This window comes from Streptomyces griseorubiginosus (genome assembly GCF_001514195.1).
Lineage (GTDB): Bacteria > Actinomycetota > Actinomycetes > Streptomycetales > Streptomycetaceae > Streptomyces > Streptomyces griseorubiginosus.
On record NZ_KQ948741.1, the window covers coordinates 311,272 to 330,542 of the forward strand.

19 protein-coding genes are annotated in these 19,271 nt (G+C 70.8%); 13 read left to right on the forward strand and 6 right to left on the reverse strand.

Annotation, left to right across the window (positions count from 1 at the left end; all coding sequences use genetic code 11):
• Positions 1-7: 7 nt before the first annotated feature.
• Positions 8-250 carry a DUF397 domain-containing protein gene (locus AQJ54_RS31505; protein WP_020141037.1) on the forward strand — a complete coding sequence of 81 codons (243 nt, stop codon included), beginning with the start codon at positions 8-10 and terminating at the stop codon, positions 248-250.
• Between the two features lie 101 nt (positions 251-351).
• Here the strand turns inward: AQJ54_RS31505 and AQJ54_RS31510 are convergent, their stop codons facing one another.
• Positions 352-849: an ATP-binding protein gene (locus AQJ54_RS31510; RefSeq protein ID WP_062242906.1), complete on the reverse strand. Its 498-nt coding sequence runs from the start codon at positions 847-849 to the stop codon at positions 352-354.
• Positions 850-1,214: 365 nt separating this feature from the next.
• Here AQJ54_RS31510 and AQJ54_RS31515 point away from each other — a divergent pair, with 365 nt between their 5' ends.
• The 6 genes from AQJ54_RS31515 to AQJ54_RS31540 all read left to right on the forward strand — a co-directional run bounded on the left by AQJ54_RS31515 (position 1,215) and on the right by AQJ54_RS31540 (position 6,758).
• On the forward strand, positions 1,215-2,039 hold the full coding sequence (locus AQJ54_RS31515; RefSeq protein WP_062033546.1) for a helix-turn-helix domain-containing protein: 825 nt from the start codon (positions 1,215-1,217) through the stop codon (positions 2,037-2,039).
• Positions 2,040-2,151: 112 nt separating this feature from the next.
• Positions 2,152-3,612: an aldehyde dehydrogenase family protein gene (locus tag AQJ54_RS31520; protein WP_062242909.1), complete on the forward strand. Its 1,461-nt coding sequence runs from the start codon at positions 2,152-2,154 to the stop codon at positions 3,610-3,612.
• Positions 3,613-3,740: 128 nt separating this feature from the next.
• Positions 3,741-4,277 carry a DinB family protein gene (locus AQJ54_RS31525; RefSeq protein WP_062242912.1) on the forward strand — a complete coding sequence of 179 codons (537 nt, stop codon included), beginning with the start codon at positions 3,741-3,743 and terminating at the stop codon, positions 4,275-4,277.
• Positions 4,278-4,319: 42 nt separating this feature from the next.
• The gene (locus AQJ54_RS31530) at positions 4,320-4,961 is read left to right on the forward strand and encodes a PadR family transcriptional regulator (protein ID WP_062242915.1); all 642 of its coding nucleotides are present in this window, start codon (positions 4,320-4,322) and stop codon (positions 4,959-4,961) included.
• Positions 4,962-5,043: 82 nt separating this feature from the next.
• On the forward strand, positions 5,044-5,997 hold the full coding sequence (locus AQJ54_RS31535) for an ATP-binding cassette domain-containing protein (RefSeq protein ID WP_062242918.1): 954 nt from the start codon (positions 5,044-5,046) through the stop codon (positions 5,995-5,997).
• 32 nt (positions 5,998-6,029) lie between these two features.
• Complete coding sequence (locus AQJ54_RS31540) at positions 6,030-6,758, forward strand: ABC transporter permease (RefSeq protein ID WP_062243084.1); 729 nt, start codon at positions 6,030-6,032, stop codon at positions 6,756-6,758.
• An 8-nt stretch (positions 6,759-6,766) separates the two neighbouring features.
• Here the strand turns inward: AQJ54_RS31540 and gad are convergent, their stop codons facing one another.
• Positions 6,767-8,173 (reverse strand): glutamate decarboxylase, encoded by a 1,407-nt coding sequence (gene gad, locus AQJ54_RS31545; RefSeq protein ID WP_062242920.1) that lies wholly within the window; start codon positions 8,171-8,173, stop codon positions 6,767-6,769.
• Positions 8,174-8,204: 31 nt separating this feature from the next.
• Positions 8,205-9,488 (reverse strand): ion channel protein, encoded by a 1,284-nt coding sequence (locus AQJ54_RS31550; RefSeq protein ID WP_062033489.1) that lies wholly within the window; start codon positions 9,486-9,488, stop codon positions 8,205-8,207.
• Between the two features lie 116 nt (positions 9,489-9,604).
• Between AQJ54_RS31550 and AQJ54_RS31555 the strand changes: the two genes are divergently transcribed.
• On the forward strand, positions 9,605-10,366 hold the full coding sequence (locus tag AQJ54_RS31555) for a MerR family transcriptional regulator (RefSeq protein ID WP_062033486.1): 762 nt from the start codon (positions 9,605-9,607) through the stop codon (positions 10,364-10,366).
• A gap of 16 nt (positions 10,367-10,382) precedes the next feature.
• On the opposite strand, the gene AQJ54_RS31560 is transcribed toward AQJ54_RS31555, so the two are convergent.
• Entirely contained in the window at positions 10,383-10,748 is a 366-nt protein-coding gene (locus AQJ54_RS31560) for a YbjQ family protein (RefSeq protein WP_030323931.1), read from the reverse strand.
• Between the two features lie 130 nt (positions 10,749-10,878).
• Between AQJ54_RS31560 and AQJ54_RS31565 the strand changes: the two genes are divergently transcribed.
• On the forward strand, positions 10,879-11,766 hold the full coding sequence (locus AQJ54_RS31565; protein WP_062242923.1) for a DedA family protein: 888 nt from the start codon (positions 10,879-10,881) through the stop codon (positions 11,764-11,766).
• A gap of 67 nt (positions 11,767-11,833) precedes the next feature.
• On the opposite strand, the gene AQJ54_RS31570 is transcribed toward AQJ54_RS31565, so the two are convergent.
• Positions 11,834-13,501 carry a threonine/serine exporter family protein gene (locus AQJ54_RS31570; protein WP_062242925.1) on the reverse strand — a complete coding sequence of 556 codons (1,668 nt, stop codon included), beginning with the start codon at positions 13,499-13,501 and terminating at the stop codon, positions 11,834-11,836.
• Positions 13,502-13,602: 101 nt separating this feature from the next.
• Positions 13,603-14,094 (reverse strand): inorganic diphosphatase, encoded by a 492-nt coding sequence (locus tag AQJ54_RS31575; RefSeq protein ID WP_059193998.1) that lies wholly within the window; start codon positions 14,092-14,094, stop codon positions 13,603-13,605.
• 79 nt (positions 14,095-14,173) lie between these two features.
• Between AQJ54_RS31575 and dacB the strand changes: the two genes are divergently transcribed.
• The 4 genes from dacB to hpt all read left to right on the forward strand — a co-directional run bounded on the left by dacB (position 14,174) and on the right by hpt (position 19,087).
• Positions 14,174-15,814 carry a D-alanyl-D-alanine carboxypeptidase/D-alanyl-D-alanine endopeptidase gene (gene dacB / locus AQJ54_RS31580; protein WP_248845474.1) on the forward strand — a complete coding sequence of 547 codons (1,641 nt, stop codon included), beginning with the start codon at positions 14,174-14,176 and terminating at the stop codon, positions 15,812-15,814.
• 300 nt (positions 15,815-16,114) lie between these two features.
• Positions 16,115-17,242, forward strand: a complete 1,128-nt coding sequence (locus AQJ54_RS31585; RefSeq protein ID WP_062242932.1) for a zinc-dependent metalloprotease — start codon at positions 16,115-16,117, stop codon at positions 17,240-17,242.
• A 192-nt stretch (positions 17,243-17,434) separates the two neighbouring features.
• Positions 17,435-18,472 carry a tRNA lysidine(34) synthetase TilS gene (gene tilS / locus AQJ54_RS31590; RefSeq protein ID WP_062242935.1) on the forward strand — a complete coding sequence of 346 codons (1,038 nt, stop codon included), beginning with the start codon at positions 17,435-17,437 and terminating at the stop codon, positions 18,470-18,472.
• A 54-nt stretch (positions 18,473-18,526) separates the two neighbouring features.
• Positions 18,527-19,087 (forward strand): hypoxanthine phosphoribosyltransferase, encoded by a 561-nt coding sequence (gene hpt / locus AQJ54_RS31595; protein ID WP_020122574.1) that lies wholly within the window; start codon positions 18,527-18,529, stop codon positions 19,085-19,087.
• The last annotated feature ends 184 nt before the right edge of the window (positions 19,088-19,271 follow it).

Consider the following 19,271-nt stretch of genomic DNA (forward strand, 5'->3'; position numbering starts at 1 on the left):
GCGACCTGTGGACCTCGACGTGTACAACGGCATGGCGGCCACGCATCTCCGTGATGTGGCCTGGCAGAAGAGTCGGCACAGCAACTCGCAGGGTTCCTGCGTGGAGTTCGCGCGCCTGCCCGACGGCGGTGTCGCGGTCCGCAACTCCCGCTTCCCCGACGGTCCCGCGCTCGTCTACACGCGCGCGGAGATCGAGGCGATGCTCCTGGGCATCAAGGACGGCGAGTTCGACCACCTGATAGCGGGCTGATCCCCGGCCGTCCACGGGCGACCGGGGATGGCCGGGAGTGATCGGTCGAACGCTTCACGTAACGCGCGTAGAACCGTGGCGTCGCAAAACGCCGCGGCGGGTCAGTCGTTCGTGCCCTGGGGGCCGGTCGCCGGCTGGAGCCGGAACAGGGCCCAGACCACCTTGCCGCTCAGCGTCCCGGACATCGGGTGCCAGCCCCAGCTGTCGCTGAAGGAGTCGACCAGGAACAGCCCGCGTCCCGACTCCGCGGAGAAGTCCTCGGAGTCGCGCGCGACCGGACTGTCCTGGCTGGGGTCGCGCACCGCGCACACCAGCCGCCCGGTCCAGCGCATCAGGTGCAGCCGCACCGGCGGGTTGTGCTCGCCCGCGCTCACACTGCCGGCCGGCATCGCGTGCCGCAGCGCGTTGGTGACGAGTTCGGACACCACCAGGCAGACGTCGTCGAAGCGGTCGCCCAGGTCCCACTGGTCCAGCGTTCTGCGGGTGAACCTCCGCGCGTCACCGACCGCTTCGTAGCGGGCGGGAAGAGAACAGGAGGCGGCGTCGGACACGGCCGCGGGATCCAGCGGCGGAAGGCCCTGCCGTAACGGCTCGAGCATGGTCGATCCATTCGTCCCCATGCGAGGCACTCCCGGGAATTCGCGGTCGTTGCGATGCAGCGGTTGCGCGGGACCATGGTTTCGGAAGAGCGGTGCAGATGCAAGGTGCAGATGCACGTGCAGCTGACCGAATTGGACCCTCCCGTACCGCTTGTTGGCCATTTTTTCCGCCATCTTCTCTCCCGTTCCTTGCCTCTTCCTCCTCGCTTCCTGTCCCAGGCCTATGCAGAATCTTTGGCTTCTTGCCATATCTGTAATCGGACGAGTACTGCTCGGAGTGTTTTAGTGGCAGACTCTGGCCCCTGAAGACGTTGGGGAGGCTGGCGAACGTGAGCGCGGGAGAGCCCGGATCGGTGGTGCGGCGGATGCTGCTCGGCTCGCAACTCAGGCGGCTGCGTGAGGCACGGAACATCACGCGCGAAGCGGCGGGTTACTCGATCCGCGCGTCCGAGTCGAAGATCAGCCGGATGGAGTTGGGCCGGGTGAGCTTCAAAACACGTGACGTGGAAGACCTGTTGACGCTCTACGGCATCACGGACGAGCAGGAGCGCGCCTCGCTGCTGTCCCTCGCCCGCGAGGCCAACGTCGCGGGCTGGTGGCACAGTTACTCCGACGTCCTGCCGAGCTGGTTCCCCACCTACGTGGGCCTGGAGGGCGCGGCCTCCCTCATCCGTGCCTACGAGGTCCAGTTCATCCACGGACTGTTGCAGACCGAGGCGTACGCACGTGCAGTCGTCCGGCGCGGCATGAAGGGCGCCAGCGAGGCGGACGTGGAGAAGCGCGTGGCGCTGCGTCTGGAGCGGCAGAAGCATCTCGCCGACCCGAACGGTCCCGAGTTCCACGTGGTGCTCGACGAGGCGTCCCTGCGCCGCCCCTACGGCGACCGCGCGGTGATGCGGGAGCAGCTCCAGCACCTCATCGACGTCTCGGAACGCCCCAACGTGCGGTTGCAGGTCATGCCGTTCGGCTTCGGCGGCCACTCCGGCGAGAGCGGTGCGTTCACCATTCTCAGCTTCACCGAGTCCGACCTGACCGACGTGGTCTATCTGGAGCAGCTCACCAGCGCGCTCTACCTCGACAAGCGCGAGGACGTGACGCAGTACGAGAAGGCGCTCAAGGAGCTCCAGCAGGACAGCCCCGGTCCGGGCGAGAGCCGGGATCTGCTGCGGGGCCTCCTCCAGCTCTCCTAGGGTTATCCCCAGAAGGTCGCTCAGCGTGTCCAACTGGGTTGTCCCGCACGTACGATGACGTGTGATCAGACCGTCACGTTGATCGTGTGTCTGCTAGTGATTTGGGGATCACATGTCGTCGTACTTCTCCGAACTGGCCCAGCAGTACATCGACGGGGAGTGGCGTCCGGGTACCGGTTCCTGGGACATCATCGACTTCAACCCGTATGACAACGAGAAGCTGGCGTCGATCACCATAGCCACGGTCGAAGAGGTCGACGACGCGTACCGGGCCGCCGCCCGCGCGCAGAAGAAGTGGGCCGCGACCAACCCCTACGCCCGCCGCGCGGTGTTCGAGAAGGCGCTCCGGCTGATCGAGGAGCGCGAGTCCGAGCTCGCCGAGGCGATCATCGCGGAGCTCGGCGGCACCCGTCTGAAGGCCGGCTTCGAACTGCACCTGGCCAAGGAGTTCCTGCGCGAGGCGGTCAACCTGGCGCTGCGCCCCGAGGGCCGGATCATCCCCTCGCCGGTGGACGGCAAGGAGAACCGCGTCTACCGCGTCCCGGTCGGTGTCGTGGGCGTGATCAGCCCCTTCAACTTCCCCTTCCTGCTGTCGATCAAGTCGGTCGCCCCAGCCCTCGCGCTCGGCAACGCCGTCGTGCTCAAGCCGCACCAGGACACCCCGATCGTCGGCGGCTCCCTGGTCGCGAAGATCTTCGAGGACGCCGGCCTGCCCGGCGGTCTGCTCAACGTCGTCATCACCGACATCGCGGAGATCGGCGACGCCTTCCTGGAGCACCCCGTCCCGAAGGTGATCTCCTTCACCGGCTCCGACAAGGTCGGCCGCCATGTGGCCACCGTCTGCGCCTCGCATTTCAAGCGCTCGGTCCTCGAACTCGGCGGCAACAGCGCCCTGGTGGTGCTCGACGACGCCGACGTCGACTACGCGGTCGACGCCGCCGTCTTCAGCCGCTACGTCCACCAGGGCCAGGTCTGCATGGCCGCCAACCGCGTCCTGGTGGACCGCTCGGTCGCCGAGGAGTTCACCGAGAAGTTCGTCGCCAAGGTGCGGAGCCTGAGGACCGGCGACCCGCGCGACCCGGAGACCGTCATCGGCCCGCTTATCAACTCCCGCCAGGCGGACGCCGTGTCGTCCGCCGTCGAGCAGGCGCTCGCCGACGGCGCGACGGCTCTGGTGCACGGCCGCACCACGGACAACCTGGTCGAGCCCTCGGTCCTGACCGACCTGCCCGCCAACTCGCCGCTCCTCAAGCAGGAGCTCTTCGGCCCGGTCGCCCTCCTCGTCCCCTTCGACGGCGAGGAGGAGGCCGTCCGCCTGGTCAACGACACCCCCTACGGTCTCAGCGGCGCGGTCCACACGGCGGACATCGAGCGCGGGGTCGCCTTCGCCAAGCGGATCGACACCGGCATGTTCCACGTCAACGACGGCACCGTCCACGACGAGCCGATCGTCCCCTTCGGCGGCGAGAAGCACTCCGGCATCGGCCGCCTCAACGGCGACACCATGCTGGACTCCTTCACCACCACCAAGTGGATCTCGGTCCAGCACGGCCGCAGCGGCTTCCCGTTCTGACCGTCGGTCATTCAGGTGGACGACTGCATCCGCGCGGCCCTCTAGGACCGAACCTGTCCTAGAGGGCCCGTAGCGTCATCGGTGTCAGGGGGAAGCCCCCGGCTCCACGAAGGCGAAAGGCAGCGGTCATGGTCACTCACGTTCCCGCGGAAGAGTACGGCGACGAGCGCGGAGCGCTCCTGGCGTTCCTGGAGGAGCAGCGCGGCGGGATCCGGCGCGCGGTGCTCGGTCTGACCGACGAGCAGGCGTCGAGCAGGCCCAGCGCGAGCGAGCTCAGCCTCGCCGGGCTGGTCAAGCATGCCGCCGAGGTCGAGCAGAGCTGGATCGCCCGGGCCAGGGGCGAGGAGCCGGCCGTGCAGCGGGACCCGTCGAACTGGCACGAGTGCTTCGCCCTGGTCGGTGACGAGACGGTGGCCTCGCAGCTGGCCTACTGGGAGAAGGTCGCTGCCGCGACGGAGGAGTTCGCCCGCTCGGTGCCGAGCCTCGACGACACCTTCGCGCTGCCGGACCAGCCCTGGTTCCCGCCGGAGGGCCGGGTCTCCGTGCGCTGGGTGCTCCTGCACCTGATCCGCGAGACGGCCCGGCACGCCGGCCACGCCGACATCATCCGGGAGTCCCTCGACGGCAAGACGGCGTTCGAGTTGGTGGCCCTCTCCCAGGAGTAGCCGGCGGCGTTCGGCCAGGCGTGAGGCCATAACCTGGACCGCATGTCAGCGATCCGTCTTCTCGTGCTCGGCGCCGTGCGCCAGCACGGGCGGGCCCATGGCTACCAGGTGCGCAACGACCTGGAGTACTGGGGCGCGCACGAGTGGTCCAACGCCAAGCCCGGCTCGATCTACCACGCCCTGAAGCAGATGGCGAAGCAGGGACTGCTGCACGCGCACGAGATCGCACCTTCCACGGCCGGCGGCCCGCCGCGCACCGAGTACGAGATCACGGACCCGGGCACCGAGGAGTTCCTGCGGCTGGTGCGCGAGGCGCTGACCTCCTACGACCAGAAGATGGACATCAAGTCCGCGGCCATCGGTTTCATGGTCGACCTGCCGCGCGCGGAGGCGGTCTCGCTGCTCAAGGAGCGCGTGCGGCGCATCGACGAGTGGCGTGCCGCGGTCACCGAGCACTACGTGCCCGAGGCCGGCCCCGAGCAGCTCGGTCACATCGGCGAGATCATGAACCTCTGGATCCACACCGCCGACGCCGAGGGGGAGTGGACCCAGGGGCTCATCGCCCGGATCGAGGGCGGGGCGTACACCTTCGCCGGGGAGGGTGAACCGTTCGTGGGCGTCCTCTCCGAGGGGGAGGAGAACCCGTACGCGACGGGGGAGCGGCACCCCGAGGACGCCCATTAATCAAGTTTGACTAGAACAGACGGCGGCGTTACTTTGGCTATGTAGTCAAGTTTGACTACAGGCTGATTCCGGAGGGAGCCCGATGACCGACGCGATCGTCACGGAAGGCCTGCGCAAGCGCTACGGCGACAAGGACGCCCTGGACGGGCTCGACCTGAGGGTCGCCCGCGGCAGCGTCCACGCCGTGCTCGGCCCGAACGGCGCCGGCAAGACGACCCTGGTCCGCGTCCTGTCCACGCTGCTGCGCCCGGACGGCGGCCGCGCCGAGGTGGCGGGCCGTGACGTGGCGCGCGAGGCCTACGAGGTACGGCTGCGCATCGGCCTGCTCGGCCAGCACGCGGCCCTGGACGAGGAGCTCGACGGACGCCAGAACCTGGAGATGTTCGGCCGCCTCTACCACCTGGGCGCCCGCCCCGCGCGCGTGCGTGCCGACGAGCTCCTGGAGCGCTTCGGCCTCGCCGGCACCGGCCGCAAGCCGGTCCGTGCCTACAGCGGCGGCATGCGGCGCCGACTGGACCTCGCCGCCTCCCTGATCCGCGACCCGGAGGTGCTCTTCCTGGACGAACCCACGACCGGCCTCGACCCCCGCGGCCGCGCCGAGGTGTGGGCCGCGGTCCGCTCGCTGGCGGGCGCGGGTACGACGGTCCTGCTGACCACCCAGTACCTGGAGGAGGCGGACCAGCTCGCCGACCGCATCTGCCTCGTCGACGGCGGCCGGGTGGTCGCCGACGGCACGGCGGACGAACTGAAGGCGCGCACCGGCGGCGACCGCATCGACGTCGTGCTGCGTGACGCCGGTCAACTCGGGGCGGCCGTAGCCCTGTTGCCGCTCGACGCGGCCACGGTGTCCGTCGACACCGACCGCCGGCTGCTCAGTGCCCCGGTCACCGACCGGATGGCGGCGCTCTCCGGTGTCGTACGGGCTCTGGAGGCGGCCGGGCTCGAGGCGGAGGACGTGGTCCTGCGCCGGCCCACGCTGGACGAGGTGTTCCTGCATCTCACCGATGACGGCCGACGAGTGAAGGAGGCCGCGTGAGCGCGGCGTACGCACTGACCGATTCCTGGACCATGACCCGGCGCGAACTCGCCCACTGGGCGCGGCAGCCGGTGCGGGTCGTGGTCGGGCTGGTCTTCCCCGTGATGCTGCTGGTGATGTTCGGCTACCTCGTCGGCGGGGGCCGGGGTGTGCGGGGGGAGTACGTCGACTACCTGGTGCCCGGGATGCTGGCGCTGACCATGGCGTTCGGGCTGGAGGCGACCATGATCGCCGTCACCCGGGACCTCGACAAGGGGGTGATCGACCGTTTCCGGTCCATGCCGATGGCCAACGGCGCTGTCCTGGTGGGGCGTTCGGCCGCCGACATGCTCCAGTCCGCGCTGAGCCTGGCCGTGATGATCGCCGTCGGACACGCGATCGGCTGGCGCACCCACGGCGGCGTGGCCGGACTCCTCGCGGCGGTGGGCCTGTTGCTGCTCTTCCGGTTCGCGATGCTGTGGATCGGCATCCACCTGGCCATGGTCGCCGGGAAACCGGAGATGGTGCAGGCCGTGCAGATCCTCGTCTGGCCGGTCGGTTTCCTGTCCAACGCCTTCGCGACCCCCGACTCCATGCCCGGCTGGCTGGGCACGGCCGTCGCCTGGAACCCCCTCTCCCACACGGCGACAGCCGTCCGTGACCTGGCGGGCGCCCCCGGCGGCGAACCGGGCCATGTATGGGCTGCGGCCGTCTGGCCGCTGGCCCTCCTGACGGTCTTCTTCCCCCTGGCCGTCAGGAGGTTCGCCCGCCTGAGTCGCTAGGTCCGGCCCTAGTGGTGGAACCCCGTCGCCGCCCCCTTGTCCTGCGTGTACGGATGCGGCTGGCGGCGTAGTTCGGGGAGGAGTTGGGTCAGGTCGTCCACGAACAGGTCGGCGAGGTCGGTCGAGAAGCCGTTGCGGCAGACGACTCTCAGGACGGACAGGTCCTCGCGGTTCGGGGGGAAGGTGTACGCCGGGACCAGCCAGCCCCGCTCGCGCAGCCGCCGGGACACGTCGAAGACGTCGTACGCCTCGACGTCGGGTGCCGTGGTGAAGGCGAACACCGGCAGCTGGTCGCCCCGGGTCAGCAGCCGGAAGTCGCCGAGCGACTCCACCCCGTCCGCGACCCGCCGGGCCACGTCCCGCGTGGACTGCTGCACGGCCCGGTACCCGTCGCGGCCCAGCCGTAGAAAGGTGTAGTACTGCGCGACGACCTGGGCGCCCGGCCGGGAGAAGTTCAGCGCGAAGGTCGGCATGTCGCCGCCCAGGTAGTTCACGCGGAAGACGAGCTCCTCGGGCAGGGCCTCCTTGTCCCGCCACAGCGCCCAGCCGACACCGGGGTAGACCAGCCCGTACTTGTGGCCGGAGGTGTTGATCGAGGCGACCCTCGGCAGCCGGAAGTCCCACACCAGGTCCTCGTCGAGGAAGGGCGCGACCATGGCGCCGGACGCCCCGTCGACGTGGACCGGGACGTCCAGGCCGGTGCGCTCCTGGAGGGCGTCGAGAGCGGAACACAGGTCAGCGATCGGCTCGTAGGAGCCGTCGAAGGTCGAGCCGAGGATGCCCACGACCCCGATGGTGTTCTCGTCGCACAGCTCGGCGGCGGCCTGCGGGTCGAGATGGAAGCGCTCGCCCTCCATGGGCACCAGCCGGGCCTCCACCTCCCAGAAGTTGCAGAACTTCTCCCAGCACACCTGGACGTTGACCCCCATGACCAGGTTGGGCCGGGCCCCGGGGTACCGGTCGGCGTTGCGCCGGGCCCAGCGCCGCTTCAGCGCCATCCCGGCGAGCATGCACGCCTCGCTGGACCCGGTCGTCGAACAGCCCACCGCCGACGAGGGATCCGGCGCGTGCCACAGGTCCGCGAGCATCGCCACGCAGCGCCGCTCCAGTTCGGCGGTGCGCGGGTACTCGTCCTTGTCGATCATGTTCTTGTCGCGGCACTCCGCCATCAGGATCCCGGCCTGCGGTTCCATCCAGGTGGTGACGAAAGTGGCCAGGTTCAGGCGGGAGTTGCCGTCCAGCATCAGCTCGTCGCGGACCAGCTGGTGCGCGGTGGACGGGGGCATCGGAGCGGTGGGCAGCCGGTGCTTGGGCGGGGCCTCGGTCATCCCGCCGACCGGATCGGCCGCGCCGTAGAAGGGGTTGACGGACATCGGACGCTCGTCGGGCTTCTCGGGCCCCTGGTGCAGTGGCATGGGCGTGCCTCCTAGAAGGGATCAACGTCGGTCAGCGGACGGGGGTTCCGTCCGGGCGCAACTGCATCTGCGGCCGCCCCGTCACCAGCAGCCAGGCCGTGAGCGAGCCGATGCACAGCAGGGCGAGGATCGCGGGCGAGGCCACCAGCACGGCGGCGGTGAACAGGCTCACCCAGGCCTGCCGGGTGACGGCGAGCAGCACACCGAGCACACCGGCCGCCACCCCGAGGGCCGGGTGGACGGCGTCCACGAGCGCGTGGGCGCCGAGGCCGAAGGCGACCCCCACGAACACGGCCGGGAAGATCCGCCCGCCCCGGAAGCCGCAGGAGGCCGCGACGAGCAGCGCGGCCAGCTTCACCACCGCCATCGTGGCGAACTCCCCGGCCGACCAGCGCTGCGGGTCCGCCGCCAGCTCACCGATCTCGTCCAGCCCCTTGAAGAGCGTCAGATGGCCGCCCACGGCCGCCAGCAGCCCCAGGACGAGCCCGCCCGCGGGCAGTGCCAGCATCGGGTGCCGCAGCCGAGCGAACGCGGCGTGGACGTACGGGAAGGCCAGCACGGCCGCCATGCCGAGCAGCGCCGCCGCGGAGGCGACCACCAGCACCGCCAGCAGGTCGTCCCAGCCGGGCTGCCCGAACGCGGGCAGATGGAGGTCGAAGCTCGGTTCGGCCACCAGGGTGGTGGTCAGCGCGCCGGCCGTGGCCGCCACCAGGGGCCCGAACACGTTGTCCCACAGGGCGCCCCTGACCTGCCGCCCGGCCAGCGCCTCGGAGATCACCAGCGCCGCCGCCACGGGCGTCCCGAACAGCGCGCCGATCGTGCCCGCCTCCGCCAGCGCCGGCCACAGCCCGCGCGGCATCCGCGGGACCAGCAGGCGCCCCGCCCAGAAGGCGAGCGCCACGTTCACCGCGATCAGCGGGTTCTCCGGGCCCAGGCTCGGGCCGCCCGCGAGCATCAGCGCGGTCGCCAGGAGCAGCCCCGGCAGCACCGCGGGCGGCAGCACCGGAGCGTCCAGCCCCATGGTGGCCGGGTCCGGCCCGGCGTGCCCCGGCACCTTCCACACCACCAGCCCCACGGCCACCCCCGTTGCCGTGAGCATCACCAGCATCCACAGCACGGAGTACCGGCCCACTCCCAGCGCGTCCGGCAGATTCCGCCACAGCACGTGCTGGAGCTGCTCGGCCGCCGCGCTCACCCCGATCAGCAGCAGGCTCGCGCCCACGCCGACCGCGAGGGCGGGCAGGATCAACGGCAGCAGGGCGTGCGCCGGGGTCGCCGGGGCGGCGGATGCCTGTCGCGCGGTGTCCTGGGCCACGGGCTCACGATAAGCGGACAAAACGGGCCCGACATCCGGAGGAGTCCCCGCCGGGCTTGCACCTCACGCGGCGTGAGGAGCCACCGTGGAGGGCGTACCGGGAAGGGAGCAACGAGGTGGGCTACTCGGTGGGACAGGTCGCGGGCTTCGCCGGCGTGACGGTGCGCACGCTGCACCACTACGACGACATCGGCCTGCTGGTGCCCGGCGAACGCAGCCACGCGGGCCACCGGCGCTACGGCGACGAGGACCTCGACCGGCTTCAGCAGATCCTCTTCTACCGCGAGCTCGGCTTCCCGCTCGACGAGGTCGCCGCCCTGCTCGACGACCCGGATGCGGACCCCCGCGCGCACCTGCGCCGGCAGCACGAACTGCTGACCGCCCGGATCGAGAAGCTCCAGAAGATGGCGGCGGCCGTGGAACACGCCATGGAGGCACGCACGATGGGCATCAACCTGACACCGGAGGAGAGGTTCGAGGTGTTCGGCGACAAGGACCCCGAGCAGTACGCCGAGGAGGCCGAACAGCGCTGGGGCGGCACCGAGGCCTACGCCGAGTCCCAGCGCCGCGCCGCGCGCTACACCAAGGACGACTGGAAACGCATGCAGGACGAGGTCAGGGACTGGGGCGAGCGCTACGACGCCCTGATGGCCGCCGGTGACCCGCCGACCTCGCGGGCGGCCATGGACCTGGCCGAGGAACACCGGCAGCACATCTGCGGCTGGTTCTACGACTGCCCGTACGAGATGCACCTCGGCCTGGCCGAGATGTACGTCGCCGACGAACGCTTCAAGGCGTTCTACGACTCCATGCGTCCCGGCCTGGCCGAGCACCTGAGGGACGCGATCACGGCGAACGCGGCCCGGCACACCTCCTAGGGGCCCTGGCCCGGGGCTACTCCCGGGCCAGGATCACCGCCGTGCCGTAGGCGCACACCTCCGTCCCCACGTCCGCCGCCTCCGTGACGTCGAACCGGAAGGCGAGCACCGCGTTCGCGCCACGCGCGCGTGCCTGCTCCACGAGCCGTTCCATGGCCTGGTTGCGGGTCTGCACCAGCGTCTTCGTCAGCCCCCTGAGCTCACCGCCGATCATCGACTTGAGCCCCGCGCCGATCTGACTGCCGAGGTGCCGGGACCGCACGGTCAGCCCGAACACCTCGCCCAGCACCTCCTGGACCCGGTGGCCGGGCACGTCGTTGGTGGTCACCACGAGCACATCCGGCTGGGGCCCCTGGCCGCCGCCGTATTCGTCAATTCCCATGGCTCACAGCTTTGTCCCCGGCGGCGCACAGTGCATCCTGGGGTGCCCCATGGAACCTGGGTCACCACGGCTGCGTTGATACGTTTGGGCAGCCAGCCCCGCCCGCCCCACCAGCAGGAGCCACAATCCCGTGACCACGCTCGCGCTCGGCCCCGAGTGGATCAGCCCCGATTACCTGATCCAGACCTTCAGCCTGCCCGGCATCCTGCTGATCGTCTTCGCCGAGTCGGGCCTGTTCGCGTTCCTGCCGGGTGACTCCCTGCTGTTCACGGCGGGTCTGTTCGTGGCGCAGGGGCAGTACATCAGCCAGCCCCTGTGGCTGGTGTGCGCGCTCATCGTGGGTGCCGCCGTCCTCGGCGACCAGGTCGGCTACATGATCGGCAAGTTCTTCGGACCCAGGCTCTTCAGCCGCCCCAACTCCAAGCTCTTCAAACAGGAGAACCTGGACAAGGCCCACGAGTTCATGGAGAAGTTCGGCCCCAAGGCGATCGTCCTGGCCCGCTTCGTCCCGATCGTGCGCACCTTCGCCCCCATCGTGGCGGGCGCGGGCCGGATGAAGTACCGCACCTTCCTGACGTACAACGTCATCGGCGGCGTGGCCTGGGGCACCGGCGTCACCCTCGCCGGCTACTGGCTCGGCCAGATCGACGTCATCAAGAAGAACGTCGAGGCGATCCTCGTCCTGATCGTCCTGGTCTCGGTGGTCCCGATCCTGATCGAGTACCTGCGCGAGCGCGGCAAGAAGAAGCGGGCGGCCCAGAACGAGGCGGCCCCCGCCCAGCAGCCGTACCAGCCCCAGATGGACGACGCCACGACCCAGCTCCGCCGCATCCCCTCCCACGACCAGCAGCAGCCGCCCCAGCCCCCGCAGCAGCAGCACAACGGCTACGACCAGTACTACGGCCAGCAGCAACAGCCGTACGGCCAGCAGCAGCCCCAGCAGCCGTACGCCCAGCAGTACCCGCAGCAGGGTTACGGCCAGCAGAACCAGCAGAACCCCTACAACGAGGGCTACTGAAGCTCCCCAGGGGCGCGGGGAACTGCGCAAAAACGCCCGCCCCCACCGAACCCGCAGTCGCCGACGCTCAGAACCCCCGCGTCCGCTTCGCCGCCCTCCGCTTCCCCGCGGACCCCACCCGCAGGAACAACCGGGACACCTCCGACCCCAGGTTGACCCCGATCGCGATGGCCATCGCCAGCGCCGCCGCCTTGGACAGCGACACCAGCCCTTCGTCGACATGGTTCTGAGCGATCGACAGCAGCCCGAAGTACGTCGCCGAACCCGGCAGCAGCGGCCCGATCGCCGCGGTCGTGTACGGCAGCGCGGAGGCGAACCGGAACCGGGACAGCAACTGCCCGAACAGGCCCACGAGCCCCGCGGCGACGGCCGTGGAGGCGACCGGCGAGAACTCGCCGGTGTCGTGCATCGCGCCGTACACACACCAGGCGACGCCACCGTTCAGCGTCACCGCAAGGACAGTGGAACGTTCCTGCTGGAGCAGCACGGCGAAGGTCAGCGACAGGAGCATCGACGCGCCCGTCTGCCACAGCGGCCGCGGATCCGTGGACAGCGCCTCGTCCGGGTTGAGATGCGCCCCCAGCTGCACCCCGACGTAGAGCATCACCAGGACGCCCACGACGATGCCCACGAAGAAGTACATGACCTCCAGGAGCCGCGCCGACGCCGTGATGTAGAAGCCGGTCAGGCCGTCCTGGACGCCCGCGACCAGAGCCCGTCCGGGCAGCAGCGCGAACAGCCCACCGGTGATGACCGCGGACGCCTTCACGTCGACGTCGGCCAGGGTGAGCGCGATCCCGATCGCGGCCGGCGGCATCGCGGCCACCGTGAACTGGTAGAACTCCGGCAGCCCCCGTCCCGCGCACAGCCACGCCAGCCGGTCGCCGAGCATCGCGCCCAGCATGGCCGCGACGAACACCACCAGGTCACCGCCGACGAGCACCGAGGCGGCACCCGCGAGGAGCCCGCTCGCCGAGGTGAGCACCCAGGTCGGATACGGGTGCCGGTTGCGCCGGATCTCGGCGAGCCGCCGGTAGGCCTCCTCCAGCGTCATCGCCGCCTCGGGGTCGCTGAGGTCGTCCACGAGCTGGAAGACGGCCGCGAGGCGGGTGTAGTCGGTGCCGCGCCGCCGCACGGTCCTGGACGCCGTCACGGGGTCGTCCACGAGCGAGGGCTGGTACGAGATCGACAGCAGCGTGAAGGTGACGTTCGGCTCGCAGCGGTCCAGGCCGAAGGACCGGCACACGGCGAACATCGCCGCCTCCACGTCCTCGGCGCCCTCGCCGCCCGCGAGCAGCAGCTCGCCGATCCTGAGGGTCAGGTCGAGCACGCGCGGCACGGCGGGACCGGACTCGTCCTCCGACTTGGCGGCCGGCTCCGGCGCGGGCCGTTCGGCGACCGGCATCCGCAGCATCGTGCGCATCCGGTCCTGCCAGGGCACGTCCTTGGTGAGGCTGACCACCGGTATGCCGGTCGGCGGCGTGAACGCGGGCGGCGCGTCCTTCGCGCTGTAGGTCCGGGGCGTGCTGAACGCCGACCCCTCCGGCTCCGCGGCCGGCGCCTGCGGGACGTCGAGGCCCTTGGGCAGCGCGAACTCGGAGGTCGTCTCCGGCTCGCCGCCGACGGTTCTCGGCATCGCGAGCCCGTCGGGAAGGGCGAACTCGGACGTGATCTCGGAGTCGCAGGAACTCCTGGCCTCGTCCGACTGCGGCTTGCGGTACTCCGCCTCCGTCACTCCGTAACGCTCCCTGAACGACACATTCCGTAGGCCTCAGTATGCGCAGGCACGCGAACGGGCCGCACGCGTGCGCGTGCGGCCCGTCCGTGGCACAGGGCTCAGTGGCCGCCCTGGTCCTTGAAGCGCTTGTAGGACCGCTCGATCTCGGCCTCGGCGTCGGTACGGCCGACCCAGTCGGCGCCCTCGACGGACTTGCCGGGCTCCAGGTCCTTGTAGACCTCGAAGAAGTGCTGGATCTCCAGGCGGTCGAACTCGGAGACGTGGTGGATGTCGCGCAGGTGCTCCACGCGCGGGTCCGTCGCCGGGACGCACAGCAGCTTGTCGTCGCCGCCGGCCTCGTCCGTCATGCGGAACATGCCGATCGCACGGCACTTGATGAGGCAGCCCGGGAACGTCGGCTCGTCAAGAATGACCAGCGCGTCCAACGGGTCGCCGTCCTCGCCGAGGGTGTTCTCGACGAAGCCGTAGTCGGTCGGGTAGGCGGTCGAGGTGAAGAGTCGACGGTCCAGGCGGATCCGACCGGTCTCGTGGTCCACCTCGTACTTGTTCCGCGAACCCTTCGGGATCTCGATCGTGACGTCGAACTCCACCGGTGGCTCCTCCATGATCAACACATAGTTCTGGTGGTTAAGTGTCCCTCACGCAGGTGTGTGATCGCGAAAGGGGCTGTTGGTCGTGCCTGAACTGAGGCCTTGGCGGACCGCGAGACCGCGTGTGGCGCGGGTCGCGAACGCCGTACGACCGCGTCTGGCACGCGCCGCGGGCGCCGTACGCCCAGGACTGACCCGGGCCGCGGACGCCGTACGGCCGTCTCTCGCACGCACCGCCGCCGTCGTGAAACCGCAGGTCACGCGGCTGGCCGGGATCTCCCGGCCGAAGACCGTCAAGACCTGGCAGTACACCGCGGGTGCCGCCGGCGCCGGTCTGGCGCTGGCCGCCACCGTGGTGACCGCGGCCGGTCCCTGGGACTCCTCGGGTCAGCGTACGGCCGAGCGGGACCGGGCGGTCGCACTGGAGCGACCGGGTGGCACAGATCACGAAGCCGACTCCGGTACGGCCGCCGCCGGGCCGCGTCCCGCCCCGAGCGCCCCCTCCGTCCTCGTCGGTCTGGGCGCCCAGGGGGTGACCGTGAAGTCCGCGCCGACCGGAAAAGCCCTCGCCGGCGTCCTCGGGCCGCTCCTCGGCAACCCGGCCCTCGGTGCCCGCCACACCGCCGTCGTCGTGGACGTGGCCAGCGGCAGACGGCTCTACGGCGCGGGCGCCGGGACCGCGCTGACACCCGCCTCCACCACGAAGATCGCCACCGCCGTCGCCGCCCTGTCGGCCCTCGGCGCCGACCACCGCCTGACCACCCGCGCGGCCCTCGAACCCGACACCAAGGAGCTCGTCCTCGTCGGCGGCGGCGACCCCACGCTCACCGCCCGCCCGGACACCGGGGGAGGCTGGGCGAGCCTGCGCGAGCTGGCCGACGAGACCGCCGCCGCCCTCAAGAAGCGGCACATCGGCAAGGTCACGCTCTCCTACGACAAGACCCTCTACGCCGGTTCCGAGATCCACCCGATCGGGGTCAACGACAACCTCGCCCCCGTCAGCGCCCTGATGGTGGACGAGGCCCGCACCGACGGCACGACCAGTGGCCCGGCCCCGCGCGTGACGGACCCGGCGACGGAGGCGACCCGCGCGTTCGCCGCGTTCCTCGCTGACCGCGGCGTCAAGACCACGGCCCCCGGGCCCTCCAAGGCCACCGGACGCGCCGAGACCCTGGCCGAGGTGTCCTCACCGCCCCTGTCCGCCCTCGTCGAACGCATGCTGACCAACAGCGACAACGACATCGCCGAAGCCCTCGCCCGTCAGACCGCCGTGGCCGCGAAGCAGCGCGCCGACTTCGACGGCGGCGGCAAGGCGATCCACGACCGGCTGAAGAAGCTCGGACTGCCGCTCGCCGGCGCCCGGTTCCACGACGGCAGCGGACTCGACCGCGCCGACCGGCTCACCGCGAACCTGCTGACCGCCCTGCTGGTGAAGGCCGGCGACCCCGCCCACCCGGAGCTGCGCCCGGTCCTCACCGGCCTCCCCGTGGCCGGCTTCACCGGCACCCTGACCAGCCGTTACACCGACGGCGCGGCGGGCGTCGTACGGGCCAAGACGGGCACCCTGACCGGGGTCAACACCCTGGCCGGGACGGTCGTCGACCGGGACGGACGGCTGTTCGCCTTCGCGTTCCTGACCTCGGACACCACCGACCCGGCGGCAGCACAGAGCGCCCTGGACCGCACGGCCTCGGCCCTGGCCGCCTGCGGCTGCGGCTGACGGGGCGCCCGGCCTGCTCGCCGTTCGCCCCGCGGTTGACCGGGTGCCCGGCCTGCCGCCAGGCCAGGGTTGACCAGGCGCCCGGCCTGCCGCCCGGCCTGCCGCCCGACCCGAGGCTGACCAGGCGCCCGGCCCGCCGCCCGACCGGGCGCCCTGCCGCCGCCGACCGGGCGCCCTGCCCGCCGCCGACCACCCGCCCTGCCCGTCGCCCCTCCTGTCCGACCGCGCGCCCTGCCCGTCGCCCCTCCTGTCCGTCCGCGCGGCCTGCCCCAAGCGGGAGCGCTCACGTACGGTTGACGCATGACGAGCATCGGTGGTGCCGAGTTGGTCGACTGGAATCTCGCGGTGGCGACCGCGACGCGGCTCGTGCGGCCGGGCCCCGACGTGAGCCGCGACGAGGCCCGGGCCGTCGTCGCGGAACTGCGCCGGCACGCCAAGGCCTCGGAGGAACACGTCCGCGGCTTCACCCGGATGGCGACCGAGGACGTCCACGACACTCCCGTGCTCGTCGTGGACCGTCCCGGCTGGGTCCGGGCCAACGTCGCCGGGTTCCGGGAGATCCTCAAGCCGCTCCTGGAGAAGATGCAGGAACGCCGCGGCAACACCCCCGGCGGCGCGGTCCTCGGCGCCGTCGGCGGCAAGGTGACCGGCGTCGAACTCGGCATGCTGCTGTCGTTCCTGTCGTCCCGCGTCCTCGGCCAGTACGAGACCTTCGCCCCGGCCACCCGCGAACTCCCGGCGGGGGAGAACGGCGGCGGCCGACTCCTCCTCGTGGCCCCGAACATCGTGCACGTCGAACGCGAACTCGACGTCCAGCCCCACGACTTCCGCCTCTGGGTCTGCCTCCACGAGGAGACCCACCGCACCCAGTTCACCGCCGTGCCCTGGCTGCGCGACCACCTGGAGGGCGAGATCCAGTCGTTCCTGGGGGAGACCGAGGTCGACCCCATGACCGTGCTGGAACGCATTCGGGAAGCCGCCCAGACCCTCGCCGGCGGACGCCCGGACGGCGAGGAGGACGAGGACGGCGGCCGCTCCCTCGTGGAGATCGTGCAGACCCCCGCCCAGCGGGAGATCCTCGGCCGGCTCACCGCCGTGATGTCCCTCCTGGAGGGCCACGCCGACTTCGTCATGGACGGCGTCGGCCCCGCCGTGGTGCCGAGCGTCGCCGAGATCCGCGAGAAGTTCCAGCAACGGCGGGCCAAGGGCGCCTCCCGCCTGGACATGGCCCTGCGCAAACTCCTCGGCCTGGACGCCAAGCTCCGCCAGTACCGCGACGGCGAACGCTTCGTCAGCGCCGTCGTCGACCAGGTCGGCATGGACGGCTTCAACCGCGTGTGGACCTCCCCCAACACCCTCCCCACCAAAGCGGAGATCGCCAAACCGGCGGACTGGGTCGCGCGGGTGCACCGCAAAGCCGAGTCGTGAGCCGGGTGTTCACGACATGAGAGGAATCCGGCCGACGGCAGGCGAACGCCCCTTCAATCACCCGTCCGAGGGACCGTGAGCCATGGGTAGGCGTGCAATGCTCGGGGAACGGCCCGGTTCTGTCACCATCTACACACTCTGAGTGACCGAACCTCGGGCTCACCCCCGAAAACTTCATGAAGGGAACCGGACATGGGTCCCCATCCTGCGGTCGCGGCGATACGCCTGGCGGTCCGCCGCGTCCTCCACGACCTCCTCAACGAACACCAGACCTCCGCCGAGCCCTCGGCGCGGCCCCCGCACCAGCCCTCGCCGCTCGTGCTCGTGGCCTGCTCCGGCGGGGCCGACTCCATGGCCCTCGCCTCCGCCCTCGCCTTCGAGGCCCCCAAACTCGGCATCCGCGCCGGCGGCGTCACCGTCGACCACGGCCTTCAGGCAGGCTCCGACCTGCGCGCCGAGGAAGTCGTCCTGCGCCTGCGCGAACTCGGCCTGGACCCCGTCGAGTCCACCGCCGTCAGCGTCGGCCGCGAAGGCGGGCCCGAAGCCGCCGCCCGCGACGCCCGCTACGCCGCCCTCGACGCCGCCGCCGAACGCCACGGCGCCACCGCCGTCCTGCTCGGCCACACCCGCGACGACCAGGCCGAAACCGTCCTGCTCGGCCTGGCCCGCGGCTCCGGCATCCGCTCCCTGTCCGGCATGGCCGCCGTCACCGGAGGCCCGGGGGCCGCCCGCCGCTACCGGCGCCCCTTCCTGGAACTCGACCGGCAGACCGCCCGCAAGGCCTGCATGGTCCAGTCCCTGCCCGTCTGGGACGACCCGCACAACGCCGACCCCGCCTACACCCGCTCCCGCCTGCGCCACGAAGGCCTGCCCGCGCTGGAGAAGGCGCTCGGCAAAGGAGTCGTCGAGGCGCTCGCCCGCACCGCCCAGCTCTCCCGCGACGACGCCGACGCCCTGGACACCTGGGCCCGCCAGGCCGAGGCCTCCGTACGCGACGCCGCCGGCCTCCTGGAGTGCGCCAAGCTCTACGCCCTGCCGCCCGCCGTACGCCGCCGCATCCTGCGCCAGGCGGCCATCGAGGCGGGCGCCCCGGCGGGCTCGCTGTTCGCCCGCCACATCGAGGAGATCGACCGGCTGATCACCGGCTGGCGCGGCCAGGGAGCCATCAATCTCCCCGGCAAGGTCGTCGCCCAGCGGCAGGGTGGCAGACTGGTGATTCGGCAAGGCTGAATCCCTGGCTCCCCTCCGCGGGAGAGTGGGTGGCCGGTAGGACGACCGAAAGTGATGCGGGTGGACGCGAAAGACATGGGTGCCGACCTCAAAGAGGTACTCATCACCAAGGAAGAGATCGACGCGAAGCTCGTGGAGCTCGCCGCGAAGATCGATGCTGAGTACGCGGGCAAGGACCTGCTCATCGTCGGCGTCCTCAAGGGCGCGGTGATGGTCATGGCGGACCTCGCCCGGGCGCTGTCCACCCCCGTCACCATGGACTGGATGGCCGTGTCCTCCTACGGCGCGGGCACCCAGTCCTCCGGCGTGGTGCGGATCCTCAAGGACCTCGACACCGACATCAAGGGCCGCCACGTCCTGATCGTCGAGGACATCATCGACTCCGGCCTGACCCTGTCCTGGCTGCTGTCCAACCTCGGCTCCCGCGAGCCGGAGTCGCTCAAGGTGTGCACCCTGCTGCGCAAGCCGGACGCCGCCAAGGTCGCCATCGACGTCGAGTGGGTCGGCTTCGACATCCCCAACGAGTTCGTCGTCGGCTACGGTCTCGACTACGCCGAGAAGTACCGCAACCTCCCGTTCGTCGGTACGCTCGCGCCCCACGTCTACGGCGGCTGAGCCAGATGGCCCCAGCTCGCTGAGACGATCGGGAACGATCGGGAACCCCAGCCGGTCTCGCGCCGTTGGAGCATGCAGACGGCTCGTGAAGCCCACCAGTGCGGCTTCGGCCCACAATGCTGGGGTACCGTCAGAAGAACTGTCTTATCAAACTCACTATGGCAGGAGGGACGGGGCGGCACCG